The 18,948-nt window shown below is 54.0% G+C and carries 12 protein-coding genes; 5 read left to right on the top strand and 7 right to left on the bottom strand.

Going from position 1 to position 18,948, the window contains the following annotated elements; all coding sequences use genetic code 11:
- Nucleotides 1–39: 39 nt before the first annotated feature.
- From AC5S3R_RS18945 to AC5S3R_RS18930, 4 genes are all read right to left on the bottom strand, one after another.
- Entirely contained in the window at nt 40–225 is a 186-nt protein-coding gene (locus AC5S3R_RS18945; RefSeq protein WP_494268744.1) for an SDR family oxidoreductase, read from the bottom strand.
- Nucleotides 174–473, bottom strand: coding sequence for an SDR family NAD(P)-dependent oxidoreductase (locus tag AC5S3R_RS18940; protein WP_494268742.1), 300 nt, complete (start codon nt 471–473; stop codon nt 174–176). Before AC5S3R_RS18940 ends, AC5S3R_RS18945 begins: the two co-directional genes overlap by 52 nt.
- On the bottom strand, nt 440–1,261 hold the full coding sequence (locus tag AC5S3R_RS18935; RefSeq protein WP_494268741.1) for an MBL fold metallo-hydrolase: 822 nt from the start codon (nt 1,259–1,261) through the stop codon (nt 440–442). The genes AC5S3R_RS18940 and AC5S3R_RS18935 overlap by 34 nt, the downstream gene beginning before the upstream one ends.
- A 90-nt stretch (nt 1,262–1,351) precedes the next feature.
- Nucleotides 1,352–1,645, bottom strand: a complete 294-nt coding sequence (locus tag AC5S3R_RS18930) for a hypothetical protein (protein WP_494268739.1) — start codon at nt 1,643–1,645, stop codon at nt 1,352–1,354.
- Nucleotides 1,646–1,734: 89 nt separating this feature from the next.
- On the opposite strand from AC5S3R_RS18930, the gene AC5S3R_RS18925 reads away from it, so the two are divergent.
- Nucleotides 1,735–2,034 carry a fibronectin type III-like domain-contianing protein gene (locus AC5S3R_RS18925; RefSeq protein WP_494268738.1) on the top strand — a complete coding sequence of 100 codons (300 nt, stop codon included), beginning with the start codon at nt 1,735–1,737 and terminating at the stop codon, nt 2,032–2,034.
- Nucleotides 2,035–3,219: 1,185 nt separating this feature from the next.
- Nucleotides 3,220–3,645 (top strand): hypothetical protein, encoded by a 426-nt coding sequence (locus AC5S3R_RS18920; protein WP_494268737.1) that lies wholly within the window; start codon nt 3,220–3,222, stop codon nt 3,643–3,645.
- 50 nt (nt 3,646–3,695) lie between these two features.
- On the opposite strand, the gene AC5S3R_RS18915 is transcribed toward AC5S3R_RS18920, so the two are convergent.
- Nucleotides 3,696–4,673: a hypothetical protein gene (locus AC5S3R_RS18915; RefSeq protein ID WP_494268736.1), complete on the bottom strand. Its 978-nt coding sequence runs from the start codon at nt 4,671–4,673 to the stop codon at nt 3,696–3,698.
- A gap of 203 nt (nt 4,674–4,876) precedes the next feature.
- Between AC5S3R_RS18915 and AC5S3R_RS18910 the strand changes: the two genes are divergently transcribed.
- The 3 genes from AC5S3R_RS18910 to AC5S3R_RS18900 all read left to right on the top strand — a co-directional run bounded on the left by AC5S3R_RS18910 (nt 4,877) and on the right by AC5S3R_RS18900 (nt 12,835).
- Nucleotides 4,877–6,265, top strand: coding sequence for a glucoamylase family protein (locus AC5S3R_RS18910; protein ID WP_494268734.1), 1,389 nt, complete (start codon nt 4,877–4,879; stop codon nt 6,263–6,265).
- A 318-nt stretch (nt 6,266–6,583) separates the two neighbouring features.
- Complete coding sequence (locus AC5S3R_RS18905) at nt 6,584–8,332, top strand: ABC transporter ATP-binding protein (RefSeq protein ID WP_494268733.1); 1,749 nt, start codon at nt 6,584–6,586, stop codon at nt 8,330–8,332.
- Nucleotides 8,333–8,347: 15 nt separating this feature from the next.
- The gene (locus tag AC5S3R_RS18900) at nt 8,348–12,835 is read left to right on the top strand and encodes a glucoamylase family protein (protein ID WP_494268732.1); all 4,488 of its coding nucleotides are present in this window, start codon (nt 8,348–8,350) and stop codon (nt 12,833–12,835) included.
- A gap of 106 nt (nt 12,836–12,941) precedes the next feature.
- Here AC5S3R_RS18900 and AC5S3R_RS18895 read toward each other — a convergent pair whose 3' ends face one another.
- Complete coding sequence (locus tag AC5S3R_RS18895; RefSeq protein ID WP_494268731.1) at nt 12,942–14,837, bottom strand: beta-sandwich domain-containing protein; 1,896 nt, start codon at nt 14,835–14,837, stop codon at nt 12,942–12,944.
- Between the two features lie 95 nt (nt 14,838–14,932).
- A complete protein-coding gene (locus AC5S3R_RS18890; RefSeq protein ID WP_494268730.1) occupies nt 14,933–18,436 on the bottom strand; it encodes a carboxypeptidase-like regulatory domain-containing protein in 3,504 nt (1,167 codons plus the stop codon).
- Between the last annotated feature and the right edge of the window lie 512 nt (nt 18,437–18,948).

Raw genomic sequence — 18,948 nt, 5'->3', positions numbered from 1 at the left:
TCTCCCAGGCAATTCTCTGCAGCTACACAACTTTCAAGATCAATCCAATCCCGCAAACGTATTGAACTCGCCAAGCCCTTCGCTGCCCAGCCCTTGGTATCCGCCATCCACAGGCAAATCTGCAGCCGTAATAAACGATGCGTCTTCGCTGAACAAAAATAAAATCGCAGCCGCTATCTCGCTCGGCTCATCCAACCGCCGCAGCATGTGAAACCTTCTCCACACCGACTCCCAACCACGGATGCAATAAAGGCATCATCACCCATATCGCCATACAGAAACAGCGCCTGCATCTTCGCAGCATTCAACTGCGCTTCCAACTCTGCGCCCTTCTCTCGATTCATATAGAGAAAGACAACAGAGCCACCCTCCGCACAAAACGCTTCCACCACAGCCTGGCCAATCCCGGAAGCTGCGCCTGTATCGATAGCCTCTTTGGCTATAAAGCGATCTCCTGAAGCCCGTTCCTGCATATTCCCTTCACATTCCTATATGCTTGCGAGTATTCAGATTCGCTCAATTGCCTTGGGATTGTAGAGAGGAAGAGAATGTCAGCTTCTTTTCGGATGCGCTTGTAAGCCAGCATACATTCCTCCAGGCTCTCCATAATTCCCAGTGGAATGCTCTCTTCCACATTCAGATATTTGAAGAAGCAATCGGAAGCAATCACTGTCCCACGCGCCGTCTCAATCACATACGCCATCGTCGATCTGTGATGCGTGCCCGTCCAGAAACATCGAAGCCCCGGAGGAATCTCGTCCTCATCCTCAAGCAGCCATACCTTCTCCGGCGCATCCAGCACCAGGTACTTCAGAGACTCATCCGGAATACGCAGCTTGCGCGGAATGTGCATATCAAACTTCGGCGCATGAAAGTCCTCAATCCACCCACGCCGCGAGATGCAAATCTGCGCATTCGTAAACTGCGCAATATTTCCTGTAGCATAGGCCTGCAACGGTGTAATCAGCACATAATCAATATCCGCCGGCGTCAGCCCTACACGCGCCAGTGCATTCTCTGGCCGCTTTGTCTCTTCACGAACAAACTGCGACCGTGGATCAATCGCCTCGCTCCAAACCTTGTTCATCGGAGCCAGATCCAGCGGCGGCCCGGTATTGATAAGAATGTTCTTCCCACCGCCGCGAATCAGAACCATCCAGAAATGCAGCGTCTCCCAAGTGTTCCATTTGCTCATCCAGTAGACTTCAGGTCCCGGAACTTCGCACTGGCCCATCTTGAGCAGCTGAATCTCATATTGCATCCGCATCCTTCCCCTGACTACACAATACGGTAATGCAGCACCTCTCCACGGATCGAACGAACGGCCTCTTCCGCTGCAGGCCTTTGCAGCTCAAGAACGCTCCTCCCGCTCACGCGCCGCATCCAGGTCAACATTGTCCAGCCCAATGCCGTAACGGACAATCGCCTTCAGCTTCGGTAGCGCCTCAATCACAGCTCGCGTAACGGGAGCCCACTGCACAAACAGCGCCTCCACATCCTGCACGGACGCAATCACATCCTCCGCCGTCTTGCACTGAAAGGTATCGAGCGTTCTGGCAGCGCCTTCAATAATCCACCGTCCCGTAGCAATCGTGGGGAACCCATAATCAGTAATGACAACCTTACTCTTCTGCGACAAAATCATCGACCTCTGCGAAATAATCCTCGTCCCACCAACGCCCGAGGAAAATTTACAGCGAGCCGGACACCTCGCATGCGCTGGTTCAGGTGCGGTTGAATCGGTACACACCAGAGCAGTGCGAGGCAGACTACAAGGCAGCCATCGAGATCGCAAAGGCTGACAACGGGCTTGATGTGAACTTCACGCTCAGGAACACAGGCGGCGTGGACTCAGATGAAGTGCCGCAGGCTTATCTCGGTGCGCCGAGTGAGATTCCAAATGGCGTGCAGTTCCCTGTTTGGGCGCTGGTTGCTTTTGACCGCGTTCCGGTAACCGCAGGCGAGTCGAAGAGCGTAACGCTGCATGTGGTAGAGCGGCAGCTTCAGTACAGGTCCACGGAAGAGACTGCGTAAAAGATGCCTGCTGGAAGCCGCGAGATTAGTGTGGGAGCTTCGTCACGGGATCTGTGCTTGCACCGAGTGATTCCTTAATTTATGTCTCCTTTATGCGTCCGTGTGTATGCGCACAGCGGGGTGCTTTTCCAGGCTGTTTGTTTTGAGTCGGTTGCGGGGGATTGCACAGGGACTGTGCAGTTTCTTTATTCCGGAACTGTGGAATTGTGCAGAAGACAGGGACAAGGGACAAGTGGGACGTGCCTGCTATTGAGTGCATTGGGGCTCCTTTCTTTTGAGTAAGCAGGTTAGCGGGAAAAACAGAACAGCCCGATTCCCTGGGAATCGGGCCGCTTTTCTGATTCATTTCTGCTTATTGTTAGTTTGGCATATTTGGGGTTAATTGAGTGCAAACCTGGCGAGGATTTTTGCTTAATGGAATCAATGAGTTAGAAAACATTTTGGGCCTGATGGCTTGACAAGGGTTTTCCACAGGCAGGCAGGGGACAGGGTTCAGGGTGCGGGGTACAGGGTTTTTAGATATACGGCTAAAGCTATAAAAGGCGGAAAGGCTGTAAAGGGCAAAAACTATAAAAGACAACCGCAGATCCTTCGCTCTGCCTGCCCCACGAACGACGAAACCGTTCGCGGGGCCCCAATGCGCTGCGCTCAGGATGACATCGCTTAAATTTGTGGGAGAACGAGGATAGGAAGCTAGCGGTATGGGTGCTCATCCTTGGCACAAAACTGCTACCTGCCAAGGATGGAACACCGAGGATTCTGCTGGAACGGACAGATACACTACGCAGTGCTAATGAGGTTGCCTTTGTTGAAGAAGATGAGTGCGGTTCTCTTTCTTGGATTCTCTCTGCTTGCGCAGGGGCAGGATGCTGCGGGTACTGCCTGGCGGCAGGGCAGCTTTCATGTCGAGCGGAAGAGCGTTGTTGGGCGCTCTGACATTGTTCTGCAGAGATCTAATTTTAAGCCTGAGGAGGCAATGCCGCTGGGCAATTGGCGGCCTGGGCTGGCTGTGTGGGCACAGGATTGGATACACTGCGCAGCTCAACCGTGCCGACACCTTTCCGAAGGGGCTTACGGATGAGTTCAAGGCGAGCTTGCTGGCTTTGACTGAGAGATACCAGGCTTACTCCTTCAGGTTTTGCGAAGTTTGTTGGCACTGAGTTTTATATCGAGCAGATTGGCGTGGTGTCTGACGTACTGCAGACCGCGCTGGTGCAGGATTATGACGGGCTGCTGAGGATTGCTCCCGCATGGCCGAAGGATTGGGATGCCGATGCTACGGTGAACACGCTGCATCGCGGCAAGGTTCATTTGCAGATTCGCAAGGGCGAGTTGCTGACGGTGGGGATTGAGTCCGGTGCAAACACTGCGATACGCATACGTAACCCGTGGGCTGGCAGGAATGTCGAGGTTGTGGATGCGCGTACGGGAGTGCGCGTGGCGGCTGCTTCGACCGCACCGATTCTTGTTGTTCCGGTGCGTATGGGCGGTGCTTATACGGTGAGGCGTGTCGGTGGTGTGCGCGGGGTGGCGGAGCTTCGCGCTATTGCTGGAGAGCGCGCCGTGGCTCCTAAGTCTCTTGGTTCGCGCAGTATTGGGATTGCCAGGTGAGTGCGCTTTTGCGCTTTCCGGTTACTGCTCATGCAGGCAATCAAAAGAACTCAGAAACGATATTCGGGTTTTAGCTCGCATCGGTAGACTGTTGAATCTTTGCCGTGGTCGTTCGATCTGGACGAGCAGGTAGCCCAGCTCATGGATAGTTCAGGGCCGAGCGGAAAGACCATGGAGACGCCGTTCACATCGGCTTCAATGCTTGCACCTTCTTCTGCTCCGGGCAGAGTGAAGTTGAGTGTGCGGCCATAGATGACCGGGTATAACTGGCGCACGCTGGGAGTAACGGCTGCGTGGAATACTTCTGCCTCAACGAGGAATGTTGCGGTGTCTGACCAGTTCAGCGCGGAGACTGTCATTGCACGCCCATCCTGCGCGAGCGTGATGGGGTTGATTCGCGTGAACGGGCATGGGCCTGCGATGCACGAGGCACGCGCATTCTGAAACCTGTTCCCTGCTCCGGCATCTAGGGTGACGGAGTTGCTGGAGGCTTTCCAGTCGCCATCTGGCGAGCACGGCACTCTGCGTTTGCATGGGATGTTGGCCTGGTTCACGACCTGAAAGGTTTGCACGGCGCTGCCGATGTTGTCGTCCATTTCACTGTTGACGGTATAACGAACGCGGATGTTTGAGATTACGATGGGGGCTTGCCCCGGCGTGGCAGTGGAATGCAATGGCAGAGGCTTCATGGTCGCGACAATCAGCCGTCTTGGAGTGGAGCGAAAGGTCATGCTGAGGTGCATGTCGAGCGGCTGGTAGTCGGCATTGCGGAACTTGAGGTTCATGGTCTGACCGGGCCAGATGACTTGCGAGAATACAATGCGGAAATAGCCGGAGGCGTCTGTTGTGGCGGTGGCGGTGACAGCGCCGTTGGATGCGGTGACGACAACACCGGCAATGGGAAGTTCCTTGCGCGTGTCCTGGTCGAAGCGGATTACCGCGCCCTGCATGGTGCTGAGACCGCGGCGCAATGCGTGATGCCGCAGCAGAAGCCACGCTGTTGTGCATGCGACCGCGGCAATTGCCACGTAAAGTATGATTTTCTTTCGGCTCACTGTCCTTTTGACCAACCTTTACGGCGATTGGACGCATCTGAAGATGATTTAGATGGCAATTGTGACGATATTGCTGCTCACTTATATTCGCATCGAACTCTAACTATTTAGTTCTATGTAACGAACGGCACGAATATGACATCAATATATACTGAAGCACCTGTTCCGATGATTGCATGATGCTGCCACGAGACAAGCAATTACCTGACGATGAGCCCAACTGGCGTTCCCGCCGCGAAGTGCTGCAACAGATTGCCGGGCTGGCTGTGGGACTTCCGCTGAAGCACGGATACGCCGCGTCTATGCTTTCCATGGCAGAACAGAAGGAGCAAAGAGGCGAGGAAAAAACCTCAATTCCGCATACTTCTCTTTCGCCGCAGGATGATGCGTTTCTCAATGACCTGGAGCAGGCAAATTTTCTTTTCTTCTGGGAGCAGGCGAATCCGCAGACAGGTCTGATTAAGGACCGCTGCAATGTTCGCTCAAAAGATACAAGCGCGGCAGCCAGCATTGCCTCGACAGGTTTTGGGCTGACAGCGATTTGCATTGCGGAAAAACGCGGCTTTATCAGCCATGCTGATGCGCGCTTGCGTGTGCTGCGCACGCTTTCTTTTCTGTGGCATAAACTGCCTACGCATCGCGGATTCTTTTATCACTTTGCACATATTGATACGGGAGAGCGCATCTGGGATTCCGAGGTGTCTTCTGTTGATACGGCAATGTTGCTGTGCGGCGTGCTTACTTGCAAGCAGCATTTTAAGGACAAAGATATTCAAGAGTTGGCCCATGCCATTTTTGACCGCGTGGATTGGACGTGGCTTTCGGAAGATACTTCCTTGCTATCGCATGGGTGGACGCCGGAACTGGGATTTATTCCTACGCGGTGGGATTTTTATAGCGAACTGATGATGATGTATCTGCTTGGCATGGGGTCCTCTTCGCATCCGCTGCCAAGCGAGACATGGTTTGCGTGGAAGCGCAACCTCTTTGAATATGACGGCGAGCACTATATTGGCTCGTTTGCCCCGCTGTTTGTACACCAGTATTCGCAGGCATGGTTTGACTTCCGCAATAAGCGGGATAAATATGCGGATTACTTTATCAATTCGACGATTGCTACGGATGTTCACCGGAGATTCTGCCTGGAAATGAATGTGCAATTTCCGGATTACAGCAATGCGTTGTGGGGTATTACGGCGTCGGACTCCGCACACGGATATGTGGTGTGGGGAGGACCACCGGCAATGGGGCCGATTGACGGTACGGTTGTGCCATCGGCTGCAGGCGGGTCAATTCCCTTTCTTCCAGCAGCTACTATGCGGGTTCTGCGTACCATTCACGACCACTATCCAAATGCGTGGTGCCGCTATGGATTTGTCAACGCGTTCAATCCTCTAAGCAACTGGTATGACACAGATGTCATCGGTATTGATACAGGCATCACGATGATAATGGCGGAAAATGCCCGGACTGGATTTGTATGGGAAACGTTTATGAAAAATGCCGAGGCACAGCGCGGCATGGCCAATGCTGGTTTCAAGCCTTACACACCAACAAGTTTATAAAACCGCAAGCACGCTTGAACACAAAGCAACACCTGATTTCCAACGTGCATCACAATACATGCACTTACAACTTCCTTATATATTTATATTATTAATAACTCTGGTCTGCGCTCGATAAGACCTTGAAAACGCCTTGGTAACGAACTTTGCCTCGCGCACAAAACAAAAACAATCCAAGCAAGCAGAAGATAAACGTTCTTACCATTCATGAATTATGCAAAGAAAGCCGTATTAAACGGCCAATCACACTCGGGCCCTGACACGCCTTCCAGAAATGCCTGGACAGAGCGTATACATGCCCTGCGCAATGTTCCACCCGTGCTCCGCTTTGTGTGGGAGTCGGGTCCGCATGTTGTTTTCTGGAACATTGTTATCCGGTTTGTGGTGGCGTTTTTGCCAGTAGGCATTGGCGTCATCGCACGCTTCATCATCGACGGCGTAATCCGCATACGCGACCATGCTCCGGTTACACGCGACTTCTGGCTGCTGGTTGTGGCCGAGATGGTGCTTGCCATCGCGCTGGGTGTTCTCTCGCGCATGGTGGATTACTTCGACAGCTTGCTGGCGGACCGCTATACGCACCACGTTAGCGTGGAAGTAATGCGAAAGGCTGCGGCGCTCGATGTGACTGCGTATGAGGACCCAGTCTTTTATGACCGGCTTGAGCGCGCACGTGTGCAGGCAACGGACAGGCTGGCAATGATTCAGCAGATGGGCAGACTGATACAGCAAACGGCGGCGGCACTGGCATTCTCTGTTGTGCTGGTGAAGTATTCCCCGGTGCTGCTGCTTCTGCTGATTGTGGGAATCATTCCTGCCTTTCTTGGTGAAAGCCACTTCGCATTTCTGAGCTATGCGAAGAACTTTCGCCAGACACCTGTACGGCGGTTGATGGACTATCTGCGGCAGGTTGGCGGCAGCAAAGAAGCGGCAAAGGAACTGAAGCTCTTTAACCTGAGCGAGTACCTGACGGAACGCTTTGCTTCGCTGTCCAAGCAGATTTATGAAGAAAATGTAAGCCTGAGCAGGCAGAGGCTTTTCTGGGGCGGGGTGCTGTCCATTCTTGGGCAATGCGGTTATTACGGCGCTTACGCCTACTGCATCTTCCGCACTATCCAGGGGAGCTACAGCATTGGCGACCTCGCGCTGATTACAACCGCGATTACTCAAGCGATGGGAAATCTGCAGCAGGCATTTTCTACTGCATCCGGTGTGGCGGACCAGGCACTCTTTCTCACTGACCTAATCGCCTTCTTTGCGATGAAGCCGCGCGTGGAGCAAAAGCAAAATGGACTGCCTGCTCCACGGCCCATTCAGCGTGGCTTTGAATTTCGCAATGTCTCCTTTGTTTATCCGGGCACGTCACGGCGCATTCTGAGCAACTTTAATTTCACGCTTTTGCCCGGTGAGCGCGTTGCCCTGATTGGTGAAAACGGCCAAGGGAAGACAACCATTGTTAAGTTAATTACGCGGCTCTATGACCCAACGGAAGGAGAGATTCTGCTGGATGGCGTGGACCTGCGCGACTATGACCTCGCCTCACTTCATGCGGAGATTGGCGTCATCTTCCAGGACTTTATGCGCTATGAGATGACGGCACGGGAAAACATTGCCGTGGGCCGCATCGAGGTTCCTCATACGGAAGAGGAGATTGAATATGCCGCGCACAAGAGCCTTGCGAGTGACGTAATTGCGAAACTGCCAGAGAGCTATGACCAGATGCTGGGCCGACGCTTTGAGGGCGGAGTAGACCTCTCAGGCGGCGAATGGCAAAAGCTTGCACTGGCTCGTGCTTATCTGCGCGATGCACAGTTGCTCATTCTGGATGAACCCACTGCTTCACTCGATGCACGCAGCGAGTTTGAAGTCTTTGAACGCTTCTCGGAACTCGCGTTCGGCAAAATGGCACTTCTGATTTCGCATCGATTTTCTACGGTGCGCCTTGCAGACAGAATTGTTGTCCTAGAGGGCGGAAAGATTGTGGAAGAAGGCAATCACTCGGAACTGATGGAACGCTCCGGACGTTATGCCGAGATGTTTGAACTGCAAGCTGCAAGCTACCGATAAGGAACCAGGATTGAAATGGAAACCATGATTGATACGAATCCAACACAGGCCGGATCGGCCGATGAGCGCCTCAGTTCCGCTGCTCGCGAAGTCGCTATGTTGGACGTTGCGCTGCGGCCAACGACTCGCAGCGATTTTCCTGCACGCGTCCATTCCGCACAACGCGAACTGCTGCAGCTAGAGAAATCACTTATGGAGATGCGGGACAAGAATAGCCCGGTTCCTTCTCCATCTCAGACTGCATTGTCAGAGTTGGCTGCGGAGTACCGCCATCTTCGCGCGGCGGCTGCCAGCATCAAAGACATGCGGAAACAGCTCTCCATGTTGCCACGTGTTGTGCAGGGGCCGCAAGCTGGCGTACCGCGCATTGCCGTCGCCATACAGCGCTATCTGCATGCGGTAGATTATGCCTTTGCGGCAAAAACATTCCATCAATTTATTGGGATTGTGCAATCGCACGAAGTGCTGACGATTGACGAGTTGTGGACCGCCTCTAACTTTCTGCGGTTCCTTCTGCTTGAAAGCATAATTGATGAAGCCCGCATCCTGTTACGCACACAGGGCGCTGGTGGAGCAGCGCTCGTTTTGACGGAACTGAAAAGCCTGCGTGCCATTACAAATATGGCGTGGCATGCAGAGGTTGAGCCACTGCTGGAAGTGAATCGCGTTTTGCAGAAGGACATTGCCGGGGCTTATCCAGCAATGGAATTGATGAGTCGCGAAGCATACTGCAAGCGCGTTGCCTATATTGCGCGCCACTCGGATTACACAGAATTGCAAATTGCAGAGTTGGCACTGGAGCTTTCGCGGCGATCCGGGGCAATCCAATGGCAGAACCCGCGCGAGCAAATGAGACGCAGCCACATTGGCTACTACCTGATTGACAAGGGCTTTTCTCAGCTTGCGGAAAGGAGCAGCTTTCATCCACCCACATCATTTCGTGCGCGGCAATTAGTTCGCGCACATGCCGATGAGTTTTATATTGAAGGAATTATTCTCCTTACGGTTCTTTTGTGTGCTGCACTGATTTTTCCAGTGCTGGCGCACTTCTCGATGTTTCTCTCTGTTCTCACTACTATTGTTCTTCTGCTGCTTCCTGCTACACAGACTGCAGTGGACCTGGTGAACTATGCGGTGACTACGTTATTTGAGCCTGAGCAGATGCCACGGCTGGACTTTGATAAGGGGATTCCTGAAGCGTATACAACGCTGGTAGCCGTGCCTTCACTGCTGCTGAACGAGAAACAGGTGCGCAAGCTTGCGGCGGACCTTGAAGTGCGCTATCTAGCTAATCGCCACCGCAATCTGCACTTTGCACTGCTTACGGACCTTGCAGACTCTTTCAGCAAGCCGCATAACCAGGATGCTCATCCACTCATTGATCTTGCTGCAGAGCTTATCAATGGGCTGAATGCAAAATACACATCGCAAGATGGCGGCGGATTTCTGCTGTTGCATCGCAGGCGGCAGTACAACGTGCGACAGGATGTTTGGATGGGATGGGAACGCAAGAGGGGTAAACTGCTGGACCTGAACAAGCTGCTGGCCCGCGAATTTGACGCGTTCCCAGTTAAGGCCGGAAAAGTGGATGTGTTGCAGAAGGTTCGCTATGTGCTTACGCTGGATGCGGACACACAGCTTCCACGCGGCGTGGCTGCTCAGCTTGCGGGTGCGCTTGCGCATCCGTTAAATCAAGCGATACTTGATCCGAAAAAGCGTGTGGTGACGGCTGGTTATGGAATTCTCCAACCGCGTATTGGCATTACGGTGCAGTCTGTTGCGCGTTCGCGTTTGGCGGCTATCTTTTCTGGGCAAACGGGCTTTGATATTTACTCGCGTGCAACCTCGGATGCGTACCAGGACCTCTTTGGTGAAGGCATCTTTACCGGCAAAGGCATCTATGAAGCTGAGACTCTTCATGCTGTGCTGAATAACAGGTTCCCTCGCAATGCCCTGCTGAGCCATGACTTGATTGAAGGATCGTATGCACGCGCAGGTCTGATCTCTGATGTGGAACTGATTGAGGATTACCCTTCGCACTATAGTGCGTATAGCCGGAGGCAGCATCGCTGGGTTCGCGGAGACTGGCAGATTGCGCGATGGATATCGCAGCACGTTCCGAACGAGCAGGGACAGACCAGCGCGAATCCTATTTCCGTGGTGAACCGTTGGAAGATTTTTGATAACCTTCGCCGGTCACTCGTGGAGCCCGCATTTTTTGCGCTGTTTATTGCTGCATGGTTCGGCTTGCCGGGAGGAGCGCTTTACTGGACGCTTGCGCCGATTGTGCTGTTGGTGTTGCCTATCGTCATGCAACTGGCATTCAACCTGGTGCATGGATGGACAAGCGGCCGTAAGGGAAGTACGGGAGAGGCATTTGCAGATTTTGGCAGTGCATTTCTTATTCTTCTCTTCCGCATTGTTCTGCTGCCTCATACAACATTGCTGGTATGTGATGCGGTTATTCGTTCGCTGATTCGGAGCTTGATTACTGGCAAGCGTTTGCTGGAGTGGGAGACTGCGGATCAAGCAGAATCTTTGACGCGTGGACGTGCTCCTGCGGATCGCTACCTTGTGATAGCGCCGCTGATTCCTCTTTGCCTTGCCGGCTTGCTATGGCTATATGAATCTGAATACAGCACAATACTTTGTGCCGCGCCGATTCTGCTTCTATGGCTGCTTGGTGTTCCTGCGACCTCATGGTTGAACCGTACTCCGCGGCGCAACAGGCGGCCACGTGTGCAGGATGAAGAATTTCTTCTTAGTCATGGACTTCGCGCGTGGAGATATTTTCATCAGTTCAGCTCGGAGCGGCATCATTTTTTGATTCCTGACAATGTTGTCGAGGATGGGCTTGTTGAAGCTGCGCGTGTCTCGCCCACCAATGTGGGCCTCCTCCTGAATGCACGCCAGGCAGCACATCAGCTTGGATTCCTGACGGCTCCTGAGTATGCCGAGCTTTCGTCACGCAGCTTGAATACAATTGCGCGGCTCGAGAAGTTTCGCGGGCATTTGTATAACTGGTATGACACGGAGACGCTAAAACCTTTGGGAACGGCGCAGTTTGTTTCCTCGGTTGACAGCGGAAACTTCGTAGCCTCTCTTTATACGCTGCACACTGGCACGGTGGAAATTTCAAAAAGACCATTGCTTGCGCAACGACTCTTTACAGGGCTGGTTGCGTTCTGGCAGTTGCTTTGCGCGGAAGCAGGCTCATCAACGGGACTAGCCAAGGTGGCTATTCCGCGGCGCACTGCAACACGCGACCAATGGATACAGTGGCTGGCAACTGCGGAAGCTGCTCTGAAAAGCGCTATGGCCGCCTATCCGTCTTCGGGAAGCTCCGCATGGCTGCTGGCAGAGGCACGAACAAGAGTTGGGCGCATCCAGTCTCTTATGCGCGATTACATGCCGTGGACTCTGCCGGATTATCTTCCGCTGCGCGTGCTGCAGGAGCTTGGCCTGGATGACGATGCGGGCACACTTTCGCTGGAAGAAGCCATTGTGTTTGCCGAGGCATTGAAGATTCGGCTGTCCCAGGTTGGCAATTCGATTGGAGTTGCACCGGAGGTAACGGCTTTAGGCCGCGAGCTTCATGCAAAGTTGACTCCGGCTATCTCCAAAATGAATGCCCTGCTGAACAGCCTGCGCACGATTGCGCAGGACTCCGGACGGCTTGCAGATGAGACGGAGTTTGCATTCCTCATTGATTCCGGACGGCAGATATTGTCGATTGGCTATGACATGCAGAAGCAGCGCACGCATGAGGCTTGTTACGACATGATTGCTTCTGAAGCACGCATTGCTACCTTCCTGGCAATTGCGCGTGGAGACCTGCCCCGGCAAAGCTGGTTGAAACTGGCACGCGACCATGTACGCGCTTATGGGCGCTTTGTGTTGCTTTCATGGAGCGGCACGATGTTTGAGTACCTGATGCCGTCTCTGTGGATGCGCAGCTATCAGGGCACGTTGCTGGCGAATACGCAGACTACAGTTGTGCATGTTCAGCGCGGATTCGCTTCTGCAATGCGGCTTCCGTGGGGTATCTCGGAGTCCGGCGCTGCGCGCAAGAATGACGCGGGAGACTATCACTACCACGCGTATGGAATTCCAGAGGTTTCGCTATGGCGTGAGGCAAATGCGGGACCGATTATCTCGCCTTATTCCACGTTTCTGGCGTTAGGTATGGATGGACCAGCGGCTTTGCAGAACCTGCGCAAGATGGATTCTGCGAAGTGGGTTGGCGCCTTTGGCTTTTACGAGGCCGCTGACTTTACGGAATCGCGTCGCAAGCCTGTGTTGGTACGGGAGTGGATGGCACACCATCAAGGAATGTCACTGCTGGCAATTGTGAATGCACTGCATGGCAATGTCATGCAGCAGTGGTTTCATGCGAACCCTGCGGTACAGGCTACGGAGTTGTTGCTGCATGAGAAGTTGCCACGGAAATCGACGCTGCGCAGCAAGCTGAAGGAATTTGCTCCGCTTGGCTCTCGTGGATGAATCCTTCAGACAGTACAAACACAAAGAGGGAATGCCCACTTGAGCGGGCATTCCCTCTTTGCTTTACTGCCCCACGCAATCATAGCTTCGCTATAGAAAAGACTTACTACATATCGGGTTCTGTGCGATTCAGTGTGTCGTAAAGCGGTGCTGCGGGAGTAAGTGTTGGATAATCCTCTGCTGCGGTGACAGCCAGGATGCGTATTTTGTCATTGTCGGGGAGTGTGAGTGTGCGCGCTCCTGCCGGTATTTCAAGATAATAAGCAAAGAGATAGGAATACTCGTAGGGCTGATTGAGTCCGTCTTCCGTGTGATGGTGCGAGACGTACCATGCCAGTGCCGCTGGCTTCACATAGCCTGATTCCATCCCTACGTAATCTTCCGGGTAACGCAGAGCGGGCGGGCGTGCTTCGCGCTGTGCGAAATTTGGCGGTGGCCAAGGCGCATGATTTGCAGAGATGGCCCAGTTGGGCTCTTCCGGAAGGTTCTTCCAGAGACGCGTATCCCACTGGCCAATCCATCCGTTCCACGCCTCAATGTTCAGGCTTACGGGCTGCTTGCCTATGTGAAATATGGCTTTCTGGTCGCCGTCTGCTGATGCTGCAAGGATGTAAAGCCGGTTGTGGTGGCCTGCAGGCAGTGTGAGAATCTGGCCTTTTGCAACTATCGCGTCTGCTGCTCCTGTTTTTGCGGGAGCGAGTTGAAAATGCACGCCATCAAAATCGATTTGCGAGGGTAGCATTTCCGCAGGAATTGCATTCCCCTTGCCATCGAAACCACCGTTGCTGGTTTTGTCATCATCGTTGGTTGCTGCGGCAAGGTCGTATTGCAGTGCTACAGGCTCAGAGTGCGGCGGTGCAATATGCGCTGAAGAAGAGCCGAGATGCAAAGCGAAGGTACGTGGCTGATATGCAGTAAAAGATGTTACGAGCGCGCCATTGCTCACGTTTGCAGCGCCTATCGGCTGTTCCTGCGCGTTGATTTCGCGTGCACTGGTAACGGGCGCCGCAAAGGAAACCTGTACATCCTTAGCGGCCGCTCCAGCAAGCTCAACCAAGCGAATAACGACCTCATCACTATCCTCCGCTTTCTTCAGTGCGAGCACGCGGATGTTGGGATTGTTGAGATGCAGGAAGGAAAATGTTTTACCCAGTGAGCCAGAATGTTTGGCAGAAACAAATGCCGTGAGTGGGTTATTGAGACGATGCGCTTGCCACACCGTCTGCAACTGACGCCAATCATTCGCATGTCCTGCAAGACCGAGCATGAATTCGTGATGCCCCCAATCCTGATTTCCTTGATCTGGGTATCCGCCTGGGTTCAATGCGGACAGTATGCGTTCGCCATCTGGGCCAATCCACACCCCAACATTGAAGGGAATACCTTCAGGTGTTTGCTCTGGCGAATCAGTGCCACCAACTTTGGGCGCGGGCTGCCAGTTGGCCGCCAGCTTTTGCGTTGAGAATCCCTTGACGCCAGAGTGCGCGAGAATGCTTGGCAGAGAGGCAGGAAAGCCGAAGCAATCCGGCAACATGTACTCGCTGCTGGCCTTACCGAATTCATGACGGAAGTAAGTATTGCCATAAAGAATTTGACGGAAGATGCCTTCTGCGCTGGGAAGATTTACGTCGCCTTCTTCTACGGATGAGCCTGCGGGATACCATCTGCCTTCGGCTACATACTGCTTCATCTTTGCGTAGTCCTGCGGGAAATACTCCTTCATTAACCGATAGCGATTTGCGCCTGTCCAGTTAAAGACGTAGTGCGGGTACTTCTGCATGTAGTCGAAGTTGACGCGCATTGTCTTCAGCAGGTATTCGCTGATTGACTGCGGGAACTCCCATCGCCACTGCGTATCAAGATGCGCATAAGGCACCACGTAGAGGGTTGGGGTTTTTGTAATGTCGGGGGACTTCATGGTCTGCGCATGAACAACAGCCAATGGCAGCGCGGCCAACATGACGATGGAATGGCAAATAGTACGGCAGATGGGACGGTTCATTTGGGTTATCAGCTCCTGAGCATTTTTGTGTTCCCGTACCAAACAAGCTCCCGCATGGCACAAAGCCGTGCGGGAGCAAGGATAAACCCTTTCGGTTAAAAGTGAAGGCGCGCACCCACTTGCAGAGTTCGCGGGTTGCTGATGGTTTTGCTTGTTACTTGTCCGAAGCTTGAAGAGGTAGGCGTAAAGTTCGGATTGGCAAGGTTGGGGTGATTGATGAAGTTGTAGGCTTCGGCGCGGAACTCAAAACCAATGCTCTCGCGGATGGGGAAGGCTTTAATCAGCGCGAGGTTCCAGTTCTGCAGGCCCGGTCCGTAGATGCTGTCACGCACGCCGCGCTGCTCAAAGAAGGTTCCCGGTGTTGGCTGCGTAAAGATTGGTTCGTTGTTGCCGTAAGTGGTGGAGAACCACTTGCCGCCAGTGCCTGTTGCGCCACCGAACTGCTTCAGCCTGGACGGTTGTGCGTGCTTCACCCAGAACTGGCCCTGAGTGCCGCAGCCAAAGCTGCCTACTTCACCGACTCCTGCGTATTCATTGCTCGTACCTACGCCGCAGGGTGTGCCGGTTTGCGCCTGTACGTTGCCGCTCAACTGCCAGCCTCCCAGCAACTCGCCCGCGAGGTTGTGCTTGTCTACAAAGAACGGCAGCGCGTAAAGGAAGTTGATGATGAAGGTGTGGCGAACATCATATTCCGATGGACCCCAGAGATATTTGTTATCGCTGTAGCTATCGGGAACGATGTCGCGGTAGTTGGAGCTGCCGTCCGTTGCCTTTGCCCACGTATAGGAGATGCCTACGCTTGTGCCTGAGGCAAGATTGGTATTCCATGATGTTTGCAGTGAGTGGTAGGCAGAGTTTACTCCGCTCTGCTCCTGCTGAATGGAGGCGAAGCCCTTGTAGGGGCGAAGGTACTGGATGCTTGTGCCTGCGGGAGCATTCAGCAGTGCTCCGACTGGGGCCTGGTTGATATCGATGGTGTCCCAGTTATGCAGGCCGCGTGCACCTACATAGCTCACCTGGAAGACGGAGTGCAGCGAAGTGAACTCCTGTTCGACGGCCAGGTTCCAGTTCCAGCGCGAAGGCGGAACCAGATGCTCGTTTAGCGTGGTCAGTGTGATGGCCGGCTCGACTCCCGTGGTGATGTTCGCGCCGGGGTTGTCCACGGAGACGTTGCTGACTGTTACCGTGGGCTGGAATGGAGAGTTGCCGCCTGGGAAGATGTTGTCGAGCAGGCCCTTATTGGTTACGAAGCGGCCTAGTGCAGCGCGAACCACTGTCTTAGGCAATGCCTGATAAGCGAAGCCGAGGCGCGGCTGCACCTGCGTTGTGTTATGCACATATCTACGTGTAAGATCGGGCGCAAAAAGTCCCGTGCAAGGCTCGCCTGCGCAGGCGTTGTTTGCGGGATTCGCTGCAGGCACGCGGTTGTTTTGCGTAGCTTCGCTGGGGAAGCTGCTGAGCCCCGGAATTACCACGCCGTTATAGGCATTGCCTGTTCCCAGTGTGATGTTGCCTGTTTGCGAATTGACGACAGGGACCTTGCTTGGATCGTAAGAGGCTGGGTCAAAGAAGTCCGCGTTGCCCCATGCTGCTTCTACTGGCAAGGCCGTGGTGATGCGGATGCCGTAGTCAAGATGCAGCTTGGAAGTGATCTGCCAGTTGTCCTGCACGAAGTATTCGTAGGTCCATCCACGCCACTTGGTGTAGGCCTTGGGACCAATCTCTGTGTAGCTGTCTGCCAGTCCAGCAGCGAGGTTGGCAAGTCCAACGCCCGTGGTGCCTGTACCGCCGGAGTGCCCGTCGGTAAAGATGAATGTGCCGTTCTGATTGCTGGCGCCGCCGGGAACGGTGCTTACGTTGATCTGGTCGTTGTCATTTTCACCGGAGTCGGTGATGAAGATGCCGGCCTTCAGGTTGTGATTGCCCAGAACCTTGGTGAAGCTTTCAGAGAGCGAGGAGATGATGCCTGAAGACTGCGAAGGATATGGGCCGCCGGCGATGCTGGAGAAAACCGGCACGCTGGCCGTCGGAATCTTGTTTTCTGACGCTTTGGTTCCGGGCAGTATGTAGGCGAAGTTGATGCCGAACTGGCCGCGGTCATAACCAGCGCCACCGGGCGCTGCGCCAATGTATACGTCGTCCACGCTAACACTGGCGCGCAGTTCGTTAATCATCGTTGGGCTGATGGTCCATGTCCATCCGAGCGAGTTTGCCTGGTTGGGGCGATGCCACACCAACGGTACCTGTGGGTTGCTCTGATTGAATGGCTGGTACTGGTAGAACGAGTCGTCTGAGCGGCGGAACTCAATGTGATGCGATTTGCCGATCAGCCAATCAATGTTGATTTGGCCTTTGCGCTGGTTTTCCGGGTCAGGCAGTGAGCCGTTGTAATTGGATGTGCCGTTGAGGAAGCCAGGTGTCGGATCTGGGTAGGATTTTAGAATGCCGAGTCCATTGGCGCTTAACAGCGCTCCGCCTTTGTATGCGCTCAGGTCGTTGTTGGGAATGGCGACGCAGCTTGCCGCGCCGACAGTGGGGCAGGTCGCTGGGTCGTAGAGCTGAATGCCGCCCTTGTACCAAGGATTTGTCGTGCTTAACAACTCGCTGAAGTTGCCTGTGCGCATCAACGGTGTGGGAACGGACATTGTCTGCGGCTGTGAAAAGCGATAGCGAATCCAGTCTTCATTCACGAAGAAAAAGAGGTGGTCGCGCAGGCCGTTTGGTAATGGCGGAAACCATGCTGGTCCGCCGATTGCGAAGCCAAAATTGTTGTATACGAATGGTGATGCGAATTGCGTGGAAGGTGTGAGATTGCGCACCCACGTGTTTGCGTTCATTGCCGAGTTGCGCAGGTACTCGTAACCAGCACCGTGGAAATTTCGAGTACCGCTTTTGGTGATGATGCGGACCTGCGCGCCGGATGCGCTGCCGTACTCCGCCGAGTAGTCGCCGGTGAGCACCTGCATCTCCTGCACAGAGTCCACGTTTGCGCCTGCGATGATCTGGCTGTCGCCGCGGGTACGTGTCGCCATTGCACCGTCGATGATGTAGCGCGTGTCATTGGTACGCGCGCCGTTGACGGCAAAGCTTGCGCCGCTGTTGAAGCCGAAATTGAAGTCGCCAAGTGTCGCCGTGCTTGCCACACCGGGCAGCAACTGCGTCATGTAGATGGGATTTCTTCCGTTCAGCTCCTGCTTCTGCACCTGTGAGCCGGTAACTTCGCTTTGAATCGCAGCGGACTGTGTTTGCAGTACGACCGCTGTATCCGTTACTTCAACCGTCTGCGTCTCCGCGCCTACGTTGAGTTTGGCGTTAATCTCAACCGTGCTGTTGGAGGCGAGGCGGTTATTGGTGCTGATGAAGCGGCTGAAGCTTTTTGCTTCTGCTGTTACGGTGTAAAGCGCGGGAGGAAGATTGGGAACTGTATAGTGCCCCGAGGCATCTGAGGTTACAACGCGGGTTTCGCCTGTACCTTCATTGCTGACAGTGACCTTGGCGTTCGGCACCACTGCTCCGGATTGATCCGTCACGAATCCAACAATCGAGCCCACGTCATTTTGTGCCGCTGCTGGCTTTGTGCATAGAGTTGCGAGCAGCATGCAGGCGCAGAATGCGGTGGTAGCGATTCCAAGTTTCGGGAAAAAAATTTCATAGAGCCATTCCCCACAACGATCCATAATGCCTCCGGCAGAACCTGGTTTCTGCATCCAGCCCGCAGCCTGTCCTCGCAGCCTTGCGTGGTCACAGCCTGCCGAGCTGAGCAATTTCAGTCAAAGCACTGGCATGGCCAGCCTTGTTCATGCTCAAGTCGCGAATTCGTTTGTAGATACCTGGGTGAATGCAATCGGGAAAGCAAACTGTGTTTCATGCCGCGGCTCTGCTAGCGCGGAGCCAGTGTGCACCAGTGATAGCCGGATTGTTCTACTCCCTGGGTGCCATGGAAAGCGAAGCACTCGCCATCCATATCCTCCTCGCTGCTCCGGCATTTCTTGTACTGCGTCGTCGAGTTACTTCTTCGATGGACACGCAACGCAACGCTTCAGGCAGTTGCCTGCAACGCCGCCAAAAATCAGCCAGCCGATAGTTTGAAATCTCCCGACAGGGCTATGTT

The sequence above is a fragment of the Occallatibacter sp. FHG110214_02 genome (assembly GCF_059115385.1).
Note: the sequence above shows the minus strand (reverse complement) of the source record. Positions and strands in the feature narration are given on the sequence as shown.